Here is a 23,115-nt window from a genome sequence, read left to right on the forward strand (position 1 = left end):
GGTCTCCCATGCGAGAGTAGGTCATCGTCAGGCTCCTACACCCAAGCCCCGTCACACAGCGTGTCGGGGCTTTTTTTATGGATACTCACAATACCGTGACCCGTATCACAGCTCGACAACTGGGTTTGCGGGGGGATTCCGTCGCATGATCAGGGTCACAGTACAGCGTTGAGTGAAGGTCTAGATTGGCGACATGACAATCGCCATGCACCATTCAGCCATGAGGCCTCCAATGCGGACCAGAAAAAGCGTTATCGGTTTGCTGTTGTTGGCCGCGCTTCCGGTTGCTCATGCCGAGATGAAAGCGATGAGTGACCAGGAGATGGGAGAGGTGACCGGTCAATCCATGCTTGGACTGGATGTCGCTCAGACCTCCGAGGCGGATTTCACCCGTTATACGGTTGGCATGGAAGCGGACTTCCAGATGAATATGGAAGAGCTTGCAGTGGGAGAAACCGATAACGGCGCTGATGTGGCGGTAGACCATCTTTCCTTTGGCCACATTGCTCGCCAGGATGGCCAGCAATTTGACGGCAATGACTATTCCGAGGATGACATTGTTCCTTTCATCGGTCGTGACCCCTACCTGGAACTGGCCGAAAACGATGGCGATGTCGTTGGGTTCCGTTTTGGCTTCATCGAAGCCAGGGGAACGCTGTCCGGGGATATCAGCACCTTGACTGGGCGTCTCGGCATTGAGCTGGAGGACGACAGTGGTAATGTCCAACAGGGACAACTGCTGCAGTCGGATGGTACCGCCAACAACCAGCGGGCGACTCATTACGGTTTGGCGGATTCCGCGGACTGCAGTAGTGGCGGCGAGGACTGTGCGGCGCTGAGTGCGTTCGAGACCCTCGAGATTGGTGATCGCAATGCTAATGGTAATGCTGATTTCACCAATAATTTCTTCATTTCCTTTCAGGATAAGCCACTCGAATGGCAAACGCCCGACGCGAATGGCTCGGTTCAGGCCGACGCGGGGGTGTTCATGAATGTGCCAACCGCGATGCGGGTAAAGCTCCAGAAGCTTACGCAAGACGTCGTGTCTTCCCGTAAGCGCACAGAATACATTGATCGGGGTGAGGGACTGTTCTGAGTCCGCCATTCGGCTCCTGCATGCTACGGTGTTATCCTGACCGGCTGCCGCGCTGAGCAGGAGAAACCGGTTTGCAATCCTTTTTCTGGCACGACTACGAGACTTTTGGTGCGGATCCAGTACATGACCGGCCCGCGCAGTTCGCGGGCGTTCGAACGGATCCGGACCTGAATATTATTGGGGAGCCCGTCACGCTCTACGCACGCCCGGCGGAAGACTATGTGCCGGATCCCGTGGCAACCATGGTGACGGGCATAACCCCCCAGGATTGCCTGAATGACGGCCTTCCGGAAGCGGAATTCATCCAGAGGATCAATGATCTATTCCTGGAACCCGGGACCTGTGCCGTTGGCTACAATAGTCTACGCTTCGATGATGAAGTAACCCGGCACACCCTGTACCGCAACCTCCGCGACCCCTATGCCCGTGAATGGAAGAACGGTAACTCGCGCTGGGACATTATTGATATGGTGCGGCTTGCCCATGCGGTCCGGCCCGAGGGGATTGAGTGGCCCACGCATGAGGACGGTCGGCCTTCGTTTCGGCTGGAGGATCTGACCGCCGCCAACGGTATTGAGCATGGTGCGGCCCACGATGCCATGGCGGATGTTTACGCGACCATTGAGGTGGCCCGCCTGATCCGCGACCGCCAGCCCAAGCTCTTTGACTATGTATTACGGCATCGGGATAAACGGTCTGTGCTGTCGATGCTGGACACCGGCAACATCAAGCCCGTGCTCCATATATCCGCCATGTATCCTTCCGAGCAGGGCTGCTGCGCATTGGTGGCGCCGGTGGCGGCGCATCCGGTTAACCGCAACTCGGTGATTGTATTCGATCTGCGCCAGGACCCGCGTATGCTGGAGGGGGTATCGGCGGATGCGCTCCGGGAACGGCTGTTCAAGCCTTCGGACCAACGGTCGGAAGGAGACGAACCCAGACCCGCGCTGAAGGAGATTCGCGCTAACACCTGCCCGGTGGTGGCGCCGGCCGCTATGCTCAAGGAATTGCCCCAAGAACGGCTTGAACGTTTCGGGCTTGATCGTGAGAAACTCCGAGCGAACCTTGATGCACTGAGGCGAATGGAAGGGTTGGCAGAGCGGCTCCAACGGGTCTATGGAGAAAGCCCGGAAGGGGGCGTTCGGGATCCGGATGAGGCGCTGTATTCGGGCGGGTTCATCGGTGATTCGGATCGCCGGCGTCTACAGGAGGTTCTGGATACACCGCCTGGGCTGTTGGGGGAACTGGAGCCGGATTTTGAGGATCCACGCTTGCCGGAGTTGTTTTTTCGGTACCGTGCGCGTAACTACCCGCAGAGTCTCAGCGCTGACGAACAGGAGCGCTGGGAGCGCTTCCGGCACCAGCGGCTCATGGAGCCGGGCGATGGTTGGCGTAGTCTTCCGGGATTCTTTGAGGACCTGCAGCAGCGTATGGCCGACCCCTCCCTGAGCCGGCGGGACCAGTTGCTGTTGCAGGATCTCCAGTTCTATGGCGAGTCGCTTATTCCGTCTCTGTAAGCGTACTCCGGAACGAGCCGTCGAATGCCGGCTCCTGGAGTGATTCAGCGTCTTTGGGAACATCCTGACGGGCGTTGATCACCAGGGATCTAGGCTGGTTCAACACTGCTTCCCGGAAGGTTGCCATCAGTGCCTGGTGATCGATGGCGCTCACGGCTTCGATAAGCTGTTCGCGTTGGTCGAAGTCGTGATTGCGGCGGTCAATTTCCTGCCAGTAGCGGTCAGCGACTTCGCTCAGACGGGTATCGTCCTGCTCCAGGCGGCTTATGACGGCCTGTTTTTCACGTTGCAGCGTTTCTGCGTCCAGCCCGGCAAGCCGCTTTTCCTGCTTCTTCAGGAAGGTGGTGACGCTTTTATTGATGCTCTCAAAGCTGTTCTTTGGTGATTGAACAATGAACCCGATGCCTGGTGTGTCCATCACCGGGTAGTACGTTCCCTTGACGATATAGCCCATCTGTTGGTTCGTACGCAGCCTTTCGTAGAATGGGGCGGACAGCAGTTGGGCGAGCAGCCGGAACTGCGCCCGGGTCGCATAGTCCTTGCTGTTCCCCTGGATGTAGCGTAGATAGCCTTGGTCGGTGTGGCGCACACTGACGTCCATTGTCTGTTCGTCCCGAGCCAAGCGGTGAACCTGCGGCCTGGGGACCTCGACGGATGCCAAGTCATTCATGATGAGGCTTGAGACGCGCGAACGGATATTGAGTGCCGCGGCCCTTGTCATGTTGCCGTGCACCAGCATTACGGGGTCGAGAGCCTGATAGAACGTGTCGGTGTGGGCTTGCAGGTCTTTCGGCGTGAGCGATTGGGCGGCCTCAAGCCGGCTGGCGTGGGGGTATACGTTGTCCAGAAGCGCCTCCTGGATCCGGCTTGACGCGATCTCATAGGGGCGGCGTTCCGCTGCATTGGCAAGGTCATCACGGAGCTGCTGTAGCCGGGTGCGGACGTGTTCCGTTTTCAGGTCGGGGTGGCGCAGCTGTTCCAGTACATTGCCCATGAGGCGCGGCAGCTTGTCGCTGTAACCGCTGATCCTGACGGTAATGCCCCGGAGATGGCTATAGACGCGATAATTAAGGCCCGCCACCTTGGCCGGGTAGGTCAGGGCATTAAGTTCGTCCTTGACGGTTTCCGCTAGAAGGCGGGTTAGCACAACGTTGCGTGGCGAGCCGGTTGCCGCAGGTGAACGCAGAGACAGGTAGACGTTGGCGCGTGGCGCCTCGAACCGGGTGTCGCGTGCATACCAGAGCTCGAGAGTGTCGTTGCCCATGGCCCTGGGTTGGGGCATGTCTTCGCCAGCCACCAGGGATAGATCTTCGGGGATGAAGGGGTTCGGCGTTGGCAGTTCCAGGTGCTTGGTCTGCTTGCTGTTGCCGATGAGTCCTTCCGCATGAAGCTCGGTTAGTCGGTAGGGGGTCTCGTAATAGGGCGTTGTCGGCAAGCTGTCTGTTTCATCCATCGGCGCCTGTACCGAAACCAGGACGTTATCCGGCTGAAGGTGCGTCAACAGCTCGCGGTAAACCGATGGTTCATAGGTTTCATAGAGCCAGGGGGCGATTACCGCGTCCTCCGGGTCCACCCGGTGCAGGCGACTGGCGAGTGTGCTCGCCTCACGGATCGGCTTGCCCCGTTCGCGGAAGCGCAACGCGATGTCGTTGAGCTGCTGCTGTTCCTGAAAGTACACTTCACGGATGCCGTGGTTACGGATCAGGTCCAGGTAGTCAAAAGTCAGGCGCACCACGTCCCGCCAGTGCTCACGCCCTTCTGGCGTTAGCGACATGCTGATGTTCATCATGGCCTGATCGCCAGTGTCCATGCTCTGGCCCGCGGAGAGCTTGTCGACAAGCCCGGCGTCTTTCAATACCGCGTGCAGGCTGCCTGATCCTTCATGGCCAATGAGGTGGGCCAGGTAGGAAAGTGGCTTATTCCGGTAGTCATCTTCCGTTGAGGGTATGGGGAACGTCAGCTGCAGGCGGCGTGTGTCCCGGATCGCGTCCACCTCCAACAGTCGCGGCAGCTGATCGCTGTCCAGAAATGGCTGGGTATAGCGCGGTGCGTTGTGGCCACGGTTTGCCACGGGTGAGAAACGCGGTTCCACAAGCGGTTGCAGTTTATCCAGCGGTTGCGGGCCAATGACCACCAGTTCCATCAGGTTGGCGGAATAGTGCTGTTCGTAGAAGGCGACGGTGTCATCGCGCAGCTTGCCCTTGTCATTGGAGAGCGTGTTCAGGTTGCCCACGGTGAATCGGTCCAAGGGATGGCCCTTGGGGAACGTCTGCTTGAGGGCTGACCAGAAGCGGCGCCCGTCGCTGCGCTGGTGCGCGGAAAACTCAGAGCTCACGGCGTTGCGTTCACGGTCGATCAATTCCGCGGCAAAGGTTGGCACTCGGAACTGCTCTGAGAAACGGTCCAGTGCCGGTTCCAGGAACTCCGGTTCAACATTGAAGAAGTAGTTGGTATCGAGGGCGCTGGTGTAGGCGTTGTGTGAGCCGCCGTGACTGTTGATGAAGGACTTGTATTCGCCAGGGTCTGGATAGGTTTCAGTGCCGAGAAACAGCATGTGCTCGGTGAAATGCGCCAGCCCCGGCCGATCTTCGGGGTCGGCCCCGGCTCCCACGTGGACATCCAGCGCGGCGGCGGCCTTGTCGGCGCGCGGGTCGGACACAAGCAGTGCCCCAAGGCCGTTGTCCAGCGTCAGGTAACGGTATTGGGCTGAGGCGTCGGGCCCGGTCTGTGGCGTCAGTTGTTGGGCAACGTCGGCATTGGCGCAAAACACTGTGAGGCTCAACGTGGCGCCGAGGGCTAAGCGTGCCAGCAGGGAGGCCGGTCGCAGGTTGGGGCGAGTGGTCATATCGGGGCTCCGTGTCAGTGCAGGGGATCATCCTGATCGCGTTCGCTACTGTCCGCAACGGCGGCGTCTGCCAGTTCGATCATCTGCTGGGCGTTAAGGTTGCCGCTGGCGATACGCTGGATAACGTTGCGGTAATCACGCAGTTGCTGTTGGTAGGGCTCAAGCTGCGCCTGGAAGGCATCGTCGATGGCCTGGTAGACCATCTGGATCTGTTCGGCGCGGTCACGCCCGTCGTCGGCTGCCTGGTTGATGGCTTTGAGGCAGGCTCGGGCAATGGCAATGTAGGCATCATTCTGCTGATCTTGCATGGTCGTTTACGGTCGCGTGTTTTTCGGGAAGACAGGGTGACGGGTTCGACATTAATGGCATTCCGGCCCATTTTCAAAGGAAACAGGCTATTCTGGGGCCAAGTGGGTCACGTTATTGGAGGCAAGGTGGGATGGCAGCACTTGAAGCAATCGTCAGTCAGGTGGAATCACTGGTAGCAGCCCAGGATTGGGCGTCACTGGCGGAGATTGATGACGAGGTTCGCCAGTGTGTGAGTGAGGCAGTGGCGGAAGCGGACCAACTCGGTCATGAACGGGTCAGGGAGGCGATCCAGCGTCTTGAGGCGCTTTACGATCAGGCCCGTCAGGGGTCCGAGGAAGAGCGCGACGAAGCGGCCGAAGCGCTGCGTTCAACCAATCGGACGCAGAAGGCGGCCAGGGCCTATCTGGACAATCAGTAACCATTTGGGAGCGGGTTTGATAAAAACACCGTCATTAAATTGACTCAAGCGGCCTCAGCGTCTTAAATACGTGACAATCCCATGACGACACGTTCATGGAGCTGTTATTAACGCCTGAACCCCCGAGGCTGCCGATTCGATGTCCGAGACTGCCGTTGTATTTCTCGTCGTGGACGATGAACAGCGTCGACACGACCTCCGCATGATCCTGGAATTCATCGGGGAGGAGGTCTACGCCGCCGACCCCGACCAGTGGGTTGATCCCCTGGAGCAGACGGATCATCTGGGTGCGGTGATTGTGGATGGTGAGAGCGAGGCGGCGGTGGCGCATCTCAATGAGATGGCGCAACGTCAGGAGGGGGTGCCCTTTCTGCAGATTGGCGAGCACGGTCTGGAAGGGCTCAGCGATGAGGCCGAATCCCGGGTGATCGCGCGTATCGCGTGGCCGCCGAACTACACCAAGTTCGTGGATTCGCTCTATCGGGCCCAGGTGTACCGGGAGCAGTATGCCCGCAACGGCCAGCGGGCGCAGCAGCGGGAGGTACAGCTTTTCCGCAGCCTGGTTGGCACGAGTCGCCGGATCCAGCATGTGCGCCAGCTCATGTCGCAGGTCGCGGATAAGGAAGTCAGTGTCTTGATTACGGGTGAGTCTGGCACTGGCAAAGAGGTGGTGGCGCGCAACCTTCACTACCATTCACCACGCCGGGACAAGCCCTTTGTTCCCGTCAATTGCGGTGCCATTCCCGGTGAACTGCTGGAGAGTGAACTTTTCGGTCACGAGAAAGGCGCCTTTACAGGCGCAATCAGTTCCCGCGCCGGGCGCTTCGAGCTTGCCGAGGGGGGCACCCTGTTTCTCGATGAGATTGGGGACATGCCGTTGAGCATGCAGGTGAAGATCCTGCGCGTGCTTCAGGAGCGCACCTACGAGCGGGTGGGCGGCAACCGCACCATAAGCACCGACGTGCGCGTGATTGCCGCCACCCATAAGAATCTTGAAACCATGATCGACAACGGCGAGTTCCGTGAAGATCTCTACTACCGGCTCAATGTCTTCCCGCTGGAGATGCCCTCGTTGCGTGAACGCGTGGAGGACATTCCGTTGCTGATCAATGAACTCATCTCGCGGATGGAAAAGGAGAAGCGCGGTTCCATCCGGCTCAACTCCGCGGCCATCATGAGCCTGTGCCGTCATGACTGGCCTGGCAATGTCCGGGAGTTGGCGAACCTGGTGGAGCGGTTGGCGATCATGCATCCCTACGGTGTGGTGGGGGTGCAGGAGCTGCCCCGCAAGTTCCGCTATGTCGATGACTTCGATGAATCCCGTGAAACCGAGGATTCCGGTATGCCTTCAGGCATTGAAGGGTTGACCAACCTGGATGCTCCAGCGCTGTTGCCGGTCAACGGCCTGGACCTGAAGGATTATCTCTCGAACCTGGAGAAGACCCTGATCGAGCAGGCGCTGAACGAGACAGACGGGGTGGTCGCCCGGGCGGCCGAAAAGCTCCGGATCCGCCGCACCACGCTGGTCGAGAAAGTTCGCAAGTACGGGCTCAGAGAGGATTCCGAGTCCTGAAGCCGTGACAAAAAATTGGCTTCCGTGTGACCGGATGTTTTTTATCTGCCGATTTATAAAGGAAAAATTAACGGTGGCATGAAATCTGCAGAGGTCTCCCTGAACTGAACGGGAAGCCGCGCATGGGGCGTGGCGTCGGTACGGGAGACTCCCATGAGCCAGCAGACATCCGAGCGCAACGAGGCCGCGGCCGCTGACAATGCGGCCGCGGATGCCAACGACAAGGTGACCTCTCTCTTCGGTGCCCGCCAGGAGCCCGAGACTGGTCCGGTGGATGAGGCGCTTGACCTGTTCAATCAGATGTCACGCCAGATCACGGATTCCTACCGGACTCTGGAGGAACGGGTCAATGAACTGGCGGGACGCCTCAGCAGCGAAGAGCGGCGTCGTCGTGATGAGCTGGAAGAGCGTGAGAAGGTCGCCAACAGGCTTTCGACCCTGCTGGATGTGTTGCCCGCTGGTGTCGTGGTTCTGGACAGCCAGGGCGTCATCAGCCAGTGCAACCCGGCCGCCGTGGAGCTGCTGGATGAGCCCCTCGAAGGCGAGCGTTGGGTGGATGTTATCCAGAGGGCTTTTGCGCCGCGGCGTGATGATGGCCATGAGGTCTCCCTTAACGACGGTCGCCGGGTGAACATCGAGATCCGTTCCATGGACAACGAGCCCGGCCAGCTCATCCTGCTCACCGACCTCACTGAAACCCGTGAGCTGCAGTCGCGCCTTGCACGTTCCGAACGCCTTTCCTCCATGGGCCGCATGGTCGCCTCTCTCGCCCACCAGATCCGGACGCCGCTTTCGGCGGCCATGCTCTATGCAGGCCATCTCTACGAAGAGGATCTGGATGCGGCGATGCGTGAGCGATGCGCCGGCAAGCTGATGGCACGCCTGCAACATCTGGAGCAGCAGGTTCGGGACATGCTGATTTTTGCCCGGGGGGATATCCGGCTGGCAGAGCAGCTGCGTATTGGTGAGTGGGTGGAGGCGGTCGTCCAGAATGCGGAAACGTCGCTCCAGACGCGTCGCGCTACGCTGACCGTGCCTGAGCAGCTGCCCGAAGGCGTCATCGCCTGCAATCGGGAGGCGCTGGTTGGCGCCTGCCTGAACCTGATCAACAACAGCCTTGAAGCGGGCGCGGACGAACTGGCGCTGAGCGTTTTCGAGCAGGGCGGAGAAGTCCGTTTCTGTCTTAAGGATAACGGGCCGGGTCTGTCTGCCGAAGAAGCTGAGCGCGTAACGGAGGCGTTTGTCACCACCAAATCCCATGGCACTGGCCTGGGGCTGGCGGTGGTCAATGCGGTAGCCCAGGCCCACAAGGGACGGTTTGAGCTGGCATCCGACGGGCAAAACGGCACGAGCGCCATCATGACGCTGCCGTTGGCCGGGCCACACAATGAGTGATCCCGCGGTTTCATCGGAGAGGTAGTCATGGCGAAACAGAAGATATTGATTGTTGAAGACGACGGGGAGCTGCGAGAGGCACTGGTGACCACGCTGGAGGTTAAGCGCTATCGCGTAAGCGAGGCGGCCACTGGCGAGGAGGCCCTGGAAAAACTGGCGGCTGGCCCCGTGGATCTGGTGATCAGTGACGTGCAGATGCCCGGGATGGACGGGATCACCCTTCTGGCGGAGATCCAGCGTCATCATCCGGGCATCCCTGTGTTGCTGATGACTGCCTATGGCCGGATTGAGCAAGCGGTCTCTGCCATGCAGGCCGGGGCGGTGGACTATTTGGCCAAACCCTTTGAGCCACAGGTGCTGACGGACATCGTAGCGCGGATTCTGGGCGGTGCCACGGCCGGCAATACCAGCAAGGCGATTGCCGAGGATGCGGCCAGTCGGCGAATGTTTCAGCTTGCCCGGAAGGTTGCGGGCACGGAGTCCACAGTGCTCATCTGTGGCGAAAGTGGTACCGGCAAGGAAGTGCTCGCCCGTTACATTCATGATGAGTCCAGCCGGGCTTCCCAGCCTTTTGTAGCCATCAATTGTGCGGCGATTCCCGAGAACATGCTGGAGGCGATCCTTTTCGGCCATGAGAAGGGGGCCTTTACCGGGGCCCACCAGGCCTCTCCGGGCAAGTTTGAGCAGGCCAACGGCGGAACGCTGCTGCTGGATGAAATTTCGGAGATGGAGGTCGGTCTTCAGGCCAAGCTCCTTCGGGTACTGCAGGAGCGGGAAGTGGAGCGGGTGGGCGGCCGGCGCAGCATCCAGCTGGATGTGCGCGTGATCGCCACCACCAACCGGGATCTACAGCAGGACGTTGCCGCGGGCCGCTTCCGGGAAGATCTCTACTACCGCCTGGGCGTGTTCCCGTTGCAGTGGCTACCGCTGCGTGAGCGCCGGGATGACATCCTGCCGCTGGCCGAGCACCTGCTGGAAAAGCATGCACGCCAGATGCAGTTGACCGGGGTCACGCTGGACCCGAGTGCGCGCCGCGTTATTCATGAATACGATTGGCCCGGTAATGTGCGGGAGCTGGATAACGCCATCCAGCGTGCCCTGATTCTGCAGCAGGGACAGGTCATTACTGACCGCGATCTGAGCCTGGACCAAAGCATCACCGGGGCCGCCCAGCCGCCCCGGTCATCCATGCCGCAGCCCGGAGATTCTGAGCCTGATGAGGGGGTGGTGGCGTCTGTGGTTTCAGCGCCGGAATCTTCAACGGAAGACGAAGGGGATGCTCAGGATGGGTCCCTTGGGGATGACCTGCGCCAGCGCGAGTTCCGGATCATCCTGCAGACGCTGCGCGATGAACGGGGACGGCGCAAGCAGGCGGCCGAGCGGCTTGGCATCAGCCCCCGGACCCTGAGGTACAAGCTGGCCCAGATGCGTGATTACGGAATCAACCCTGAGGAGGAGTTGGCGCTCATCTGACTCCCCTTCCTCCTGCCTGCCCGGACTCCGGTCCGGGCTTTTTTGTGTCAAAATCACGTCGAGCCATGCGGGGTGTTGCGCTCATTGGGCTGGCCGTTTCCAGTTCCGGATTCCAAGGCTTTGTCATTAAAGGGGAAAATGAATCTGGCCCGGTAATTGCTTCTGGTACCTTAAGACGAAACCGTCCATGGCGTATGCCAGAGCACCGGGAGAAGGCCAATGGTGGAACGAGCTGATGTGAACTCCGTGCTGTCCGATATCCGCGCGCTGCGTGAACAGATGCAGCAGCGCCAGCAGGCACAGCAGCCCGAGCAACTTCGGCCGGAGCAGATGCAGCCGAGCCAGAAGGTTGGCGAAGCGCAACAGGGCGAAGGGACAAGCTTCATGGAAACCCTTCAGGGTGCGGTCAACCACGTGAACGAGCTTCAGCAGACATCATCGGATCTTAAAACCCGTTACACACAGGGCGATCCGGATGTTGACATCACCCGCGTGATGGTGGAAAGCGAAAAGGCGTCGGTGGCCTTCGACGCGACTGTTCAGGTGCGCAACCGTGTTGTGAAGGCCTATGAAGATATCATGAATATGCCGATCTGATTCGGTTCAACGGGATCCGCCCCGCGGCGGTGTGCGGTAACAGGAGCGCACAATGGCGAACGTACCGGCTGAAACGGAACAGACCAACCCGCCGGCCAGCAGTGGTGAGGGAGACACCGAAGGCGGTACTGGCGGCACCAACACCTTCCGGCTGAGTGCTAGCAGCGTCGGGCTGCTGCGTCAGGTGGGGTTGATTGTTGGCCTGGCTGCCAGTGTGGCCCTGGCCGTGACGCTTGTACTCTGGGCGCAGGGGGAGGATTACCAGCCGCTTGTGGGGGATATGAGTGATTACAACCCCAAGGAGCTGACGAACGTACTGGACAGTGCCGGGGTGGATTATCGCATCGAACACCGCAGCGGGGCCCTGCTGGTTGCCAAGAGTGATATCCATGACGCCCGCTTGGCGCTGGCTCGCGAGGGGGTGGCCAAAGACCAGGGAATGGGCTTTGAGATCATCATGCAGGACCAGGGGCTGGGCACATCCCAGTTCATGGAGAAGGCCCGCTTCCACCGCAGCCTTGAAGGTGAGCTGGCGCGCACGATCAAAGCCATGGATTCGGTACGTAGCTCGCGCGTTCACCTGGCCATTCCCGAGGATTCCGTCTTTGTTAATGACAACCGCAACCCGACGGCATCGGTCATGGTGAACCTGGGTGGCGGTCGCCGCATGAGCGAAGTGCAGGTTCGTTCGGTCATCAACCTGGTGGCTGGCAGTGTGCCCCAGATGAGTCGCGAGGATGTCACGGTCGTGGACCAGAAAGGGCACCATCTCTCCGCGAATGCCACCAACGAGAATGCCCAACAGATGGCCCAAAAGCTGCAGATGCAGCGGCAGGTTGAGAAGCGGCTCAAGGAACGGGTGGCAGGCATTCTGGCGCCGATCATGGGGCGTGACCGGTTCAATGCGGAAGTCTCGGTGGATATGGACTTCAAGGCGGTTGAGCAGGCTGAGGAGGTTTTCAACCCGGAACAACAGGCGCTGCGCAGCGAAAAGACCGTAGAGGAGGTTAATGCCCAGGGCGAGACAGGCGGTATTCCCGGAGCATTGTCCAATCAGCCGCCAGGCGAAGCCGAGGCCCCGGAGCAGGCTGGCGGCCAGGAGGGCGGTGAAGGTGGCAGTGGCTCCCGCAGTTCCCGGAGCTCTGCCACCCGGAACTATGAAGTGGATCGGCTGCTTAGTTTTACGCGTGAAGAGCCCGGCTCCCTTAATCGTCTAAGCGTGGCGGTAGCGGTGGATGATCTCAAGCGCACGAATCCGGAAACCGGGGAAGTAAGCCAGGTTGAGTGGCCCAAGGCCGAGCTGGAACGCCTCACACGGCTCATCCGGGATGCTGTGGGCTTTTCCGCGGCCCGCGGTGACAGCGTGACCGTTGTCAACACTGGGTTTGCGGAGCAGAAAGAGCCCGAGATAGAGCCTCCTCCCTTCTACAAGCAGCCCTGGTTCCAGGAAAGCATCCGGCCGGTGATTGCGGGCCTGGTGATTATTGCGCTCGCCCTTCTGCTGGTACGGCCCACCCTCAAGACACTCGCAGCGGGTGGCAAGGGCGGTGGCGAGGGTGGCGAAGCCGGTGAGTCCGACCTTGAAGGACTGGGTGGTCTGGAGGATATTGAGGGCAGTGAATCAATTCGTTCAGCAATGGGCAGTGGCGACGATCGGCTTTTGCCGGATACCGGTGAAGGCTATGATAGGGAGTTGAACGCCGTGAAAGGGTTGATCGCGGAAGACCCCGCCAGGGTGGCCCAGGTAGTCCGTCAGTGGGTGAACGCGGATGAGTGATGAACAGAACTCAGGCGGTCGTGCCCAGCCCTCGCGCCAGCTGGGGCGGGTCGAACAGGCCGCGATACTGCTTATGACACTGGGCGAGGAGGACGCTGCCCAGATCCTCAAGCACATGGGGCCGAAGGAGGTCCAGCGGGTCGGGATGGCCATGTCCCAGCTTCAGGATGTCCCCAAGAACGACGTGGAGTACGTTGTGGGCGAGTTTTTCGAAGCGGTTGGGGGGCAGACTGGTCTGGGCGTGGGCGCCGACGACTACATCCGCTCGGTGCTCACCAATGCCCTGGGCGAGGAAAAGGCCGGCAGCCTGATTGACCGCATCCTGATCGGCGGTAACACCACCGGGCTGGACACCCTCAAGTGGATGGAGCCCCGAGCGGTGGCGGACATCATCCGCTACGAACACCCGCAGATCCAGGCGATCGTGGTGTCCTACCTGGATCCGGACCAGTCCGCCGAAATCCTGGGATCGCTGGACGACAAAGTCCGGCTCGATGTGATGATGCGCGTGGCGTCGCTGGAATCCATACAGCCACAGGCGCTTCAGGAACTCAACACCATTCTGGAGAAACAGTTTTCGGGCGGCGCTGGTGGTCAGGCCAGCCGTATCGGTGGGATCCAGCGTGCAGCGGACATCATGAACTACATGGACCGCAGCATTGAAGGCCAGCTGATGGATTCCGTGAAGGACATGGATCCGGATCTTGGTAGTGAGATTGAGGATCTGATGTTCGTTTTCGACAACCTCAAGGACGTGGACGACCGGGGCATCCAGTCGCTGCTCCGGGAGGTCTCCTCCGACGTTCTGGTGGTGGCGCTCAAGGGTGCGGAGGACGAAGTGAAGGAGAAGATCTTCAAGAACATGTCCAAGCGCGCCGGCGAGCTCCTGAAAGACGACCTGGAGGCAAAGGGGCCGGTCAAGGTTTCCGAGGTGGAGGCCGCGCAGAAGGAAATCATCACCATTGCCCGGCGCATGGCCGAAAGCGGCGACATTGTGCTGGGTGGTTCCGGCGAGGAAATGCTCTAGATGACCCGCTACTCGCATCGCGACCGGATACCGTCCGAGGACCTTACCGCCTATGAACGCTGGGAAATGCCGCTGCTTGATGAAAACGGCCAGCGGCGGGCGGCGGTGGAAGAGGTTGAGGAAGAGGCGGTTCAGCCGCTGACGGCCGAGCAGCTGGAGGCCATCCATAATGAGGCGCGCGAGGAGGGCTACAACGCGGGCTTTGAATCCGGCAAGACCGAAGGCATGGACCAGGGCGCTCGAGAAGGCTACCGGGTGGGCTATGACGAGGGCCATGCCGCGGGTCGGGAGGCGGGTGAGCAGCAGGGCCTGGAGGAAGGCCGTGAGCAGGTGCGTCAGCAAGAGCAACGGCTGCAGCAGATCATGGACACCCTGGTTCATCCCATCCGCCAGGAAGAGGAGGCAACCGAGGCGGCCCTTCTGAATCTGGTCATGGCCCTGAGCCGGTCCGTGATCCATCGGGAACTCCAGCTCGATAGCGCCCAGATTGGCAGTATCGTGCGCCGCGCCATCCACAGCCTGCCGGATAGCGACAGTGACATGCGTATCCGGGTGCATCCCGATGACGCGGAAATGGTCCGCCAGGCCATCGAAGGGGTCGCGAGTCACGCCACAGTGGCACCGGACGATCAGATCCTTCCCGGCGGATGTAGCGTGGAGAACAATCGCAGCCTGGTGGACTACACTGTGGAGAAGCGGTTCCAGAAGCAGGTCCAGCGTATGCTCGAAGCCGAACTCAGCGACACTGAAGACACCGGGCATGGGGAGTTGGATGCGGTTATGGGCGAGATGAGCGACTATCACCGGGATGTGCTGGAGTCAGGCGAGGAGCCTGGAGCCGGAAACGGTGACAGCGATGACCCTGTCTGAACGGCTGGACCGGTTCGCAGAAGCACTTCCTGATGCCTGTGGCCCGGAGCTGAGCGGACGGCTCACGCGGATGGTCGGGCTGACTCTGGAATGTGTGGGCTGCCCCATGGAGGTGGGGGACCGCTGCCTGATCGAAGCCGAGGATGGCAAGGAAGTGGAAGCCGAGGTGGTTGGCTTTGAAAACGACCGCCTCTACCTCATGCCGCTGACCGTTGTCAGCGGTCTGCGCCCGGGAGCGCTTGTCACTCCGGTGGAGAGCGCGAGCCGGGTACCGGTAGGTGAAGGGCTGCTGGGCCGGGTTGTGGATGGATCCGGGGAGCCACTTGACGGTCGTGGTCCGCTTGAGGCTACCCACTACGTGCCCTTTACCGGAACCGTGATCAACCCTCTCAATCGTACTCCCATACGCCGCCGCATGGATGTCGGCATCCGCGCCATCAATGGCCTTCTGACTGTGGGGGAAGGCCAGCGCCTGGGCCTGTTTGCCGGCAGTGGCGTGGGCAAGTCCGTGCTCCTGGGCATGATGACCCGTTTTACCGAAGCGGACATTATCGTGGTGGGGCTCATCGGCGAACGGGGCCGGGAGGTCAAGGAATTCATTGAAGAGATCCTTGGCCAGGAGGGCATCGCCCGTTCCGTGGTCGTGGCCGCGCCCGCGGACGATTCCCCGCTGATGCGGCTGCGCGCGGCCATGCTGACCACCCGTATCGCCGAACATTTCCGGGATCGGGGCCACAAGGTACTTCTGCTGATGGATTCGCTCACCCGTTATGCCCAGGCGCAGCGTGAAATCGCGCTGGCCGTGGGTGAGCCTCCGGCGACCAAGGGCTATCCGCCATCGGTGTTCGCCCGCATTCCCCAGCTGGTGGAACGTGCCGGCAACGGAGAACAGGAGGGGGGCTCCATCACCGCTTTCTACACCGTCCTGACGGAGGGCGACGATCAGCAGGACCCGATTGCGGACGCCGCACGTGCCATTCTTGATGGCCATATGGTGCTTTCCCGCCAGCTGGCGGATGAAGGTCACTACCCGGCTATTGATGTGGAAAGCTCCGTTAGCCGGGTCATGCCGCATGTGGTGTCGGACGCGCACGTGCGTCAGGCGCAACGGTTCAAGCAGCTTTACTCCCGCTATCAGCAGTCACGGGATCTCATCAGTGTCGGCGCCTATCAGAAGGGGACGGATCCAGAGACGGATCTGGCTATCGACAAAATGCCGGAAATGCGTCAATTTCTTCAGCAGGGCCTTAATGAAAGCGCCAGCTTTGAGGCGTCCGCGCAGGCCCTTGAGGCTATCGTCGGCGTTAAAGACAACAACGCCCGCAACAACGGGGACAGTGCTGATACCGGATCAGCGACTACGTAGTGGGTGACTCATGAAGCGGCGTTCGCAGCGGTTACAGGTGGTCCTCGACATGGAGGACCGCAAGGAACAGGCAGCCCGGGAGCGGTTCCAGGCGGCCCAGCAGGAGCTGGCGCAACAGCAGCAGCGCCTGGATGAGCTGGAGAGCTACCATGAGGAATACCAGAACCAGATCCGTTCCGAGGCCTCTGGTACCACCACAGCGGCCAGGCTCCAGGCGGGGCAGCAGTTCATAAGCCAGCTGGTCGCGGCAATCGCCCAGCAGCAACAGCAGGTGGACCGCCACAAGGAGACGGTGGAGCAGGCCCGGCAGCAGTGGCAGCAGGCGCGTGAACGGCGCGAGGGGATGAAGCGCTACATTGAGACCTGCCGCCAGCGTGAAGCGCGCGAGGATGAACGCCAGGAGCAGAAAGCCCTGGATGAAGCCGCTAACCAGCGTTTTGCACGCTCAATGCAGCGTGAGGGGTAGCGGCACCTCGTTCGCGTGACATTACGCCATGTTGGTCTATGCTCTGATTGAGGATGACGTGGTCATGCACGACAGGGGGGATAATGTCGATTACCACTGAGCGTTCCGAGGATGGTGCCGAGCTCACCATTCGTATTGAAGGGCGGTTTGATTTCAGCTCACATCAGGCATTCCGTCATGCGTACGAGGCTGAAGGGCAGGGTACAGGCCGGTACGTGATCGATATGCGGGATACCACCTATCTGGACAGCTCGGCTCTGGGTATGCTTTTGCTGTTGCGGGATTATGCCGGTGGTGAGAATGCCGATGTCCGTATCGTGAACTGCAACGAGGATGTGCGCCGTATTCTGACCGTTTCCAACTTTGAGCAGCTGTTCCAGATTGACGACTGACATCAGCACCGCCAACCCGCTCAGGATACTGATTGCGGACGACAACCAGAGCGACCGCATGATCCTCAACGCCATCCTGACGCGTCAGGGGCATGAGGTCATTACAGCGGCGGACGGTGCCGAGGCCGTTGAGGCATTTGAACAGCAGCGCCCGCAAATGGTGCTGCTCGACGTGCTTATGCCCAACATGGACGGCCTGGAGGCGGCCAAGCGGATCAAGAGCGCGGTCGGTGAGGACCTCATACCCGTTATTTTCCTGACGTCACTCAGTGATGCCGAATCGCTGGCCTCCTGCCTTGAGGTGGGCGGCGACGATTTCCTGTCCAAGCCCTACAACCGCGTGATTCTCCGGGCCAAGATCAATGCGTTCCAGCGCATGCGGGACCTGCACCAGAGTCTGCAGCAGGAGCGTGACCGTACCGACCAGCGTAATCGTCAGATGGTTCATGAGCAGGCGCTGGCTCGCCGGGTCTTCGACAACATCGCCGACCGTGGTTGCCTCAGCGCGGACAATATCCGGTTTGAAGCATCGCCAATGTCCATTTTCAATGGGGATGTGCTGTTTGCCTCGCCCAAGCCCTCCGGCGGCATGCACCTGTTCGTGGGGGATTTTACGGGGCATGGGTTGCCCGCAGCCATTGGCGCGCTACCACTGTCCGAAATCTTCTACGGCATGACGATCAAGGGGTTTGCCATCAGCGATATCCTGCGGGAAATGAACCGTAAGCTTCAGGGTATCCTCCCCACGGGGTTTTTCTGCTGTGCAGCTATGGTGGATCTGAATTTGCGTTCCGGCCATGCGGAAGTATGGAACGGGGGATTGCCCACAGCTTGGATATTACGCCACGACGGCACCCAGGACGAACTGCCCTCGCGCCACCTGCCACTGGGAATCCTGCCAGTGGAGCGGTTCTCGGCAGCCTGTGAGCGCCACAGCCTGGAGCTGGGCGAACACATGCTGCTGGCAACGGATGGTGTGATTGAGAGCTCGAATACCGAAGGCGAGATGTTTGGGGAAGGGCGAGCGGTTGCCGCCATCGAGCAGCGCTCCTTGCCCAGTGACGGCTTTGATTGCCTCCGGCAGGCGGTTCATAGCTTCGGTGAGGGCGTGGTCAGCGATGACGATATTACCATTCTGGATGTGGCACTGGTTTCCGAGTCGGCGCTTTGGGAGCTGGAGCAGGAGGTGGTGCCGGATACCGGTGCCGGACCGGAGCAGTGGCGGCTCCAGTATGAGCTCGAAGACCGCACACTGGCGAAGTTCAATCCGGTGCCGCTACTACTCCACGTGTGCATGGAAGTACCGGGCCTGCGCCTGGTCAGTGGCGACGTCTATACCATCATTGCCGAGCTTTTCAACAATGCCCTGGAGCATGGCGTACTCCGCCTTCCCTCTGGCCTCAAGGATTCGCCCAGTGGCTTCTCGCATTACTATAGCGAACGCGAACGGCTTCTGCGTGAGCTTGATAGGGGGTGGGTGTCCATCACGCTGGACCACCGTGCCCATGACGATGGGGCTGGCGGTGACCTCTTTGTGACCGTTGCCGATAGCGGGCCGGGGTTTGAGCGCCAGGAGGGGGTGTCGTCACTGGGGCATGAACAGCTTTCCGGTCGTGGCATCGCGCTTGTACAGGCGTTGTGCCGTAATCTAGGCTGGAATGAAGCAGGTAACTGCGTGCAGGCCGAGTACGTGTGGCGTACGGGATAGAGCTGATACGGTAGTCTTAAATGAGTGACCATCAACACATTGATCATGATGCCCTGGCGGAGCTGCGCGATGTCATGGGGGAAGAGTTTCTCATACTGGTGAACACCTTTCTCCAGGATGCGGGGGACCGTTTTGAACAGTTGCGCGACAGTGCGGCCTCAGGAAATCCGGAAGAGGTCAGGAAGGCGGCGCACAGTTTCAAGGGGAGTTGCATCAATATCGGTGCTCCGGAGTTGGCTGATCGTTGCCGGGTTGCGGAGCAGCGTGGTCGTGACGAGGACCTATCCGACATAGAGGCCTGTATCAGGTCCATAGACGAGGAGCTGAGCGCGGTCCGGGAAGCGCTGGAGCAGTTCCAAACCAGTTGATGATGGCCCTTCCACCCATTCTGGCCCTCAAATTGCTTGCATGGCGTTAAGTCTTGATCTGATCCATTCAGGAGGCAAGGTTCTGCCATGCAAACGCCCGATATTCTCTCCGATCTCGCTTCCGTTTCCGGTCGCTCCGGTAATGGTGCTGATGGTAAGGGGGCCGATGGCTCCGCCTTCGGCGAACTTCACCGGAATCTGATGGATAGCGGTGCCGGTCGTGGTGGATTGGCTCCCGGGGATGTGGTGCGTAATGCGGAAGGCAACGCCGTGGGGCGCATTGTGAAAGGTGAAGGCGGCGAGCTGCGCCTCGCCCTTGAAGGGCATGAAGGCCCGGGGATTCCTCTCAAAGAGTTATCGAGCCTGCTTGAGGAACAGGGTGGAAACGGCCTGGAAACCCTTCAGGCCCTGTTCTCGGGCGAATTCGAGCCGGAAGCGGGAGAGCAGGCTAACTGGCTCCAGCAACTGCAAGACCTGACCAGTGGGGAGCAGCAGGGGGTTCTGGCTGCGCTTACTGGTCTCAGTGGGACTCAGGGCAGTAACGGGAATCTGGCGCTGGGGAATCAAGGAGGCAACGGCTTGCCGCTGGCGGAGCTCCTGGGCCAGGGTGGTCCTGATGGCGGCATCCGTAATAGCACCCGTAACTTTCTTCAGAACCTGCTCTCCGGTATGGCCTCGGAATCCCAGGTCAAGAACAGTGAGTCCGGCAATACAGAGCTCCGCTTTGAGGGCCTGCGTTTGGTAGCCTTGGAAAACAGTAGTGGCCAGGATAAGGGGAGCCAGAGCACTGACCCATCAGGACTGCTCCAGCAGACCTTCACGCGTGGCGAAGCAGCCCGGGATGCCACACTGCGCCAGTACACGACCACCGTGGACACACCAGTACAGCAGCAGAAGCAGTGGAGTGAGCAGGTGGCGGGCAAGATCGCCTGGCTAGCCGGCCGCAATATCCAGTCCGCGGATATTCAGCTGAATCCCCCGGACATGGGCCCGATTGACGTGCGGGTTCAGGTGCACAATGACCAGGCGCAGGTGGCGGTTAATGCCCAGAACTCCCAGGTGCGCGAGATGCTGGAGCTGAACAGCAGTCGGCTGCGGGACATGCTGGAGCAGGAAGGGCTGAATCTGGCTGGTTTTGATGTTTCCGGTGAGACCGCTGATGGTGATGACGGCGGCGCTGATAACAGTGACCCTGGTGAGGGTGAAGGGCCCACGGCCGTTAGCCGTGAAGGTGACTCCGTCACCACTGGTGAGACCACCATTACCCTGAATGAAGGCATCGATCTCTATGCGTGAGGTCGGGGGTGGTCCTTCCCCGTGCCGGTCATCTATATTGATGGCATACGAATTGCTGCCTTGGGGCGGCTTTAACGGAGCAACGGGAAGACAGCATGGCCGAAGACAACGGCAATAAAGGTGGTAAGCTCAAGACCATCATCATTGTAACGGTGGCGCTGATTCTGGCGATCGGTCTATCGGTGGCCGGCACCCTTTGGTTTCTGGGTGGGTCCGGCGATAGCGGTGGCGATGGCGCGGACACCGCGGACGGCCAGGCCGAAAAGGCGGAAACGCACACGCCAGCCAGTTACTTCAAGCTTGAAGATGCGCTGGTTGTCTCCGTGGACAGCAAGAAGCAGCGCTATCTGCAGGTGAATCTGGCGTTCGTGATGCGCGAACATGATGTGTCCTCGGCGCTTGAGCGCCACCTGCCCACGGTGCGCAGCCGTCTCAGGACGCTGCTCCAGAAGCAGTCCTACAAGGAACTGCGCACGACCCAGGGTAAGAAACAGCTCCAGAAGGATATGCTCAAGGTCGTGAATAAGGTGTTGAAATCGGAACACGAAAAACCGATCGAAAGGGTACTGTTCACTAACTTTGTCATGCAGTGACCCGGTAGAAACAATCCGGGCTGGGGAAGAATCATGCAGGATCTGCTGTCGCAGGATGAAATCGACGCGCTGCTTCATGGTGTTGATGATGGCGACGTGGACACCGAGGACGAAGAGGATACGGGTGAGGCCAAGACCTTTGATCTGGCGACCCAGGACCGCATCGTCCGCGGTCGCATGCCGACGCTGGAGATGATCAACGAGCGATTCGCGCGCTATACCCGGATCAGCCTGTTCAATCTCCTGCGTCGCAATGCGGATGTGGCGGCCGCCGGCATCCAGATCATGAAATTCGGGGAATACATCCATACCCTGTTCGTGCCCACCAGTCTCAATCTGGTTAAGATGCGGCCACTGCGGGGGACAGCGCTCTACATACTGGATGCCAAGCTGGTGTTCAAGCTGGTGGATAATTTCTTTGGCGGCGAGGGCCGCCATGCCAAGATTGAGGGCCGGGAGTTCACACCAACCGAGACCCGGATTGTTCAGATGGTACTTGAACAGGTCTTCCAGGATATGAAGGAGGCCTGGAGCGCGGTGTTCAAGGTGGATTTCGAGTATCTGTCCTCCGAGGTCAACCCGTCGATGGCCAACATCGTCAGCCCCAGCGAGGTGGTGATCGTCAGCACCTTCCAGATTGAGCTGGATGGAGGCGGTGGCGAGATGGATATCGCCATCCCGTATTCGATGGTCGAACCCATCCGCGAACTGCTGGATGCGGGCGTACAGAGTGACGTGGATGAAGTGGATGAACGCTGGGTCAATGCCCTGCAGGAGGACATCAAGGAGATCGATGTCCCCGTGAATGTAACCGTGGCTGAGCGCCAGATCTCCCTGCGGGAGGTGGCTCAGTTCGAGGCGGGGGATGTCATTCCCATCGACATGCCTGATGATGCCACCATGACGGCCAATGGTATCCCGATCTATAAGGGGCAACTCGGAACACGTGACGGCAATATGGCATTGCGGGTTACGGAAAAGATCAAGCGGCCTGAGACCAACAACAAGCTGAAGGTTGAAAACAATGGCTGAAGACGAGAACAACGGCAATGGCGAGGAAATGACAGAGGAGGAAAAGCTCGCCGCTGAATGGGAGCAGGCCATGGGTGAGGCCGGTCAGGGAGAGGACGACGAGGCGAGCAGTGGTGAGGGGGAACGCACTGATGAGTGGGCCGCTGCCATGGCGGAAGCGAGTGGTGGCAATGGCGGCGCTAGTGACAAGGGTGGTGGTGAGAATGTGCGCCAAGCGCCGATGCAGGATTTCAGTCATGAGCCGGAGCCGGGTGGGGAGCAGCATCCGGATCTGGATGTCATCCTGGACATCCCGGTGACCATTTCCATGGAGGTGGGCAATACCAGCATCCCGATCCGCAACCTGCTCCAGCTTAATCAGGGCTCGGTGATCGAATTGGACCGGCTGGCCGGCGAGCCGTTGGATGTGCTGGTTAACGGCATGCTGATCGCGCATGGCGAAGTGGTGATGGTGAATGAGAAATTCGGGATCCGTCTTACGGACGTGATCAGTCCCTCCGAACGTATCCGCAAGCTCTCCAAATGATCCGGCTGGCGTTGTTCAGGCAGTCTGTTCTGGCCCTGGCGGGCCTGCTGCCGTTGCTGGTTCAGGCTCAGGAAGCCCAGCAGGAAAGCGGTGGTGAGGGCATTGGTGCCGGCGCACCGGACACCATGACAACCGCCCTCACGCTGGGTGCGGGACTATTGGTCGTGCTTGCCTTCATTCTGTTCAGTGGCTGGATCGCCCGCCGCGTTCAGGGTCTGGGGGGCGTCAATACTCAGGCGCTCAAGGTGGTTGCGGTACTGTCTGTAGGCCAGAAAGAGCGTGTGGCACTGGTGGAAGTCGGTGGTAAACAGATACTTATCGGCGTAACGCCACAATCGGTACGAACCCTGCATGTCTTTGAGGAACCCGTTGTCACGGGCTCGCAATCCGCGGGCACCAGTGACTTTGCCCGCAAGCTCCAGCAGGTGATGGGGCGGAGCACAACGGGAGGTTCCAATGACGTGTAGGGGG

At 60.1% G+C, this 23,115-nt stretch carries 22 protein-coding genes; 20 read left to right on the plus strand and 2 right to left on the minus strand.

Annotated features, from left to right (window positions below; genetic code table 11):
- Positions 1-232 precede the first annotated feature (232 nt).
- Both AC1RQI_RS11420 and sbcB read left to right on the plus strand, forming a co-directional pair.
- Entirely contained in the window at positions 233-1,096 is an 864-nt protein-coding gene (locus AC1RQI_RS11420; RefSeq protein ID WP_481904880.1) for a DUF6160 family protein, read from the plus strand.
- A gap of 71 nt (positions 1,097-1,167) precedes the next feature.
- Positions 1,168-2,613, plus strand: coding sequence for an exodeoxyribonuclease I (gene sbcB, locus AC1RQI_RS11425; protein WP_481904881.1), 1,446 nt, complete (start codon positions 1,168-1,170; stop codon positions 2,611-2,613).
- Here sbcB and AC1RQI_RS11430 read toward each other — a convergent pair.
- Positions 2,597-5,458 carry an insulinase family protein gene (locus AC1RQI_RS11430; protein ID WP_481904882.1) on the minus strand — a complete coding sequence of 954 codons (2,862 nt, stop codon included), beginning with the start codon at positions 5,456-5,458 and terminating at the stop codon, positions 2,597-2,599. The two genes, sbcB and AC1RQI_RS11430, sit on opposite strands and share 17 nt — an antisense overlap.
- 14 nt (positions 5,459-5,472) lie before the next feature.
- Entirely contained in the window at positions 5,473-5,766 is a 294-nt protein-coding gene (locus tag AC1RQI_RS11435) for a hypothetical protein (protein WP_416634204.1), read from the minus strand.
- 131 nt (positions 5,767-5,897) lie between these two features.
- Between AC1RQI_RS11435 and AC1RQI_RS11440 the strand changes: the two genes are divergently transcribed.
- From AC1RQI_RS11440 to fliO, 18 genes are all read left to right on the plus strand, one after another.
- On the plus strand, positions 5,898-6,185 hold the full coding sequence (locus AC1RQI_RS11440; RefSeq protein WP_481904883.1) for a hypothetical protein: 288 nt from the start codon (positions 5,898-5,900) through the stop codon (positions 6,183-6,185).
- Between the two features lie 139 nt (positions 6,186-6,324).
- Positions 6,325-7,758, plus strand: a complete 1,434-nt coding sequence (locus AC1RQI_RS11445) for a sigma-54 dependent transcriptional regulator (protein ID WP_416634206.1) — start codon at positions 6,325-6,327, stop codon at positions 7,756-7,758.
- 153 nt (positions 7,759-7,911) lie between these two features.
- The gene (locus AC1RQI_RS11450; protein WP_481904884.1) at positions 7,912-9,153 is read left to right on the plus strand and encodes a sensor histidine kinase; all 1,242 of its coding nucleotides are present in this window, start codon (positions 7,912-7,914) and stop codon (positions 9,151-9,153) included.
- Positions 9,154-9,180: 27 nt separating this feature from the next.
- The gene (locus tag AC1RQI_RS11455; protein ID WP_481904885.1) at positions 9,181-10,626 is read left to right on the plus strand and encodes a sigma-54-dependent transcriptional regulator; all 1,446 of its coding nucleotides are present in this window, start codon (positions 9,181-9,183) and stop codon (positions 10,624-10,626) included.
- Between the two features lie 219 nt (positions 10,627-10,845).
- On the plus strand, positions 10,846-11,223 hold the full coding sequence (fliE, locus tag AC1RQI_RS11460) for a flagellar hook-basal body complex protein FliE (RefSeq protein ID WP_416634210.1): 378 nt from the start codon (positions 10,846-10,848) through the stop codon (positions 11,221-11,223).
- 52 nt (positions 11,224-11,275) lie between these two features.
- Entirely contained in the window at positions 11,276-13,000 is a 1,725-nt protein-coding gene (fliF, locus tag AC1RQI_RS11465) for a flagellar basal-body MS-ring/collar protein FliF (RefSeq protein ID WP_481904886.1), read from the plus strand.
- Positions 12,993-14,027, plus strand: a complete 1,035-nt coding sequence (fliG, locus tag AC1RQI_RS11470; protein ID WP_416634212.1) for a flagellar motor switch protein FliG — start codon at positions 12,993-12,995, stop codon at positions 14,025-14,027. Before fliF ends, fliG begins: the two co-directional genes overlap by 8 nt.
- A complete protein-coding gene (locus tag AC1RQI_RS11475; RefSeq protein ID WP_481904887.1) occupies positions 14,028-14,897 on the plus strand; it encodes a flagellar assembly protein FliH in 870 nt (289 codons plus the stop codon). It abuts the gene before it with no gap.
- Entirely contained in the window at positions 14,884-16,263 is a 1,380-nt protein-coding gene (gene fliI, locus AC1RQI_RS11480) for a flagellar protein export ATPase FliI (protein WP_416634214.1), read from the plus strand. Before AC1RQI_RS11475 ends, fliI begins: the two co-directional genes overlap by 14 nt.
- A 10-nt stretch (positions 16,264-16,273) precedes the next feature.
- Entirely contained in the window at positions 16,274-16,729 is a 456-nt protein-coding gene (gene fliJ / locus AC1RQI_RS11485) for a flagellar export protein FliJ (protein WP_416634215.1), read from the plus strand.
- An 83-nt stretch (positions 16,730-16,812) separates the two neighbouring features.
- On the plus strand, positions 16,813-17,121 hold the full coding sequence (locus tag AC1RQI_RS11490; RefSeq protein ID WP_416634216.1) for an STAS domain-containing protein: 309 nt from the start codon (positions 16,813-16,815) through the stop codon (positions 17,119-17,121).
- The gene (locus tag AC1RQI_RS11495) at positions 17,111-18,829 is read left to right on the plus strand and encodes an ATP-binding SpoIIE family protein phosphatase (RefSeq protein ID WP_416634217.1); all 1,719 of its coding nucleotides are present in this window, start codon (positions 17,111-17,113) and stop codon (positions 18,827-18,829) included. Before AC1RQI_RS11490 ends, AC1RQI_RS11495 begins: the two co-directional genes overlap by 11 nt.
- 20 nt (positions 18,830-18,849) lie before the next feature.
- The gene (locus tag AC1RQI_RS11500; RefSeq protein WP_481904888.1) at positions 18,850-19,197 is read left to right on the plus strand and encodes an Hpt domain-containing protein; all 348 of its coding nucleotides are present in this window, start codon (positions 18,850-18,852) and stop codon (positions 19,195-19,197) included.
- An 87-nt stretch (positions 19,198-19,284) separates the two neighbouring features.
- The gene (locus AC1RQI_RS11505) at positions 19,285-20,493 is read left to right on the plus strand and encodes a flagellar hook-length control protein FliK (RefSeq protein ID WP_481904889.1); all 1,209 of its coding nucleotides are present in this window, start codon (positions 19,285-19,287) and stop codon (positions 20,491-20,493) included.
- A 95-nt stretch (positions 20,494-20,588) separates the two neighbouring features.
- Positions 20,589-21,086: a flagellar basal body-associated FliL family protein gene (locus AC1RQI_RS11510; protein WP_481904890.1), complete on the plus strand. Its 498-nt coding sequence runs from the start codon at positions 20,589-20,591 to the stop codon at positions 21,084-21,086.
- Between the two features lie 33 nt (positions 21,087-21,119).
- Positions 21,120-22,118, plus strand: coding sequence for a flagellar motor switch protein FliM (gene fliM, locus AC1RQI_RS11515; RefSeq protein ID WP_416634221.1), 999 nt, complete (start codon positions 21,120-21,122; stop codon positions 22,116-22,118).
- Positions 22,111-22,644: a flagellar motor switch protein FliN gene (fliN, locus tag AC1RQI_RS11520; protein WP_481904891.1), complete on the plus strand. Its 534-nt coding sequence runs from the start codon at positions 22,111-22,113 to the stop codon at positions 22,642-22,644. The genes fliM and fliN overlap by 8 nt, the downstream gene beginning before the upstream one ends.
- Positions 22,641-23,111 (plus strand): flagellar biosynthetic protein FliO, encoded by a 471-nt coding sequence (fliO, locus tag AC1RQI_RS11525; RefSeq protein ID WP_481904892.1) that lies wholly within the window; start codon positions 22,641-22,643, stop codon positions 23,109-23,111. Before fliN ends, fliO begins: the two co-directional genes overlap by 4 nt.
- The last annotated feature ends 4 nt before the right edge of the window (positions 23,112-23,115 follow it).

Source organism: Salicola sp. AFF1 (genome assembly GCF_056783195.1).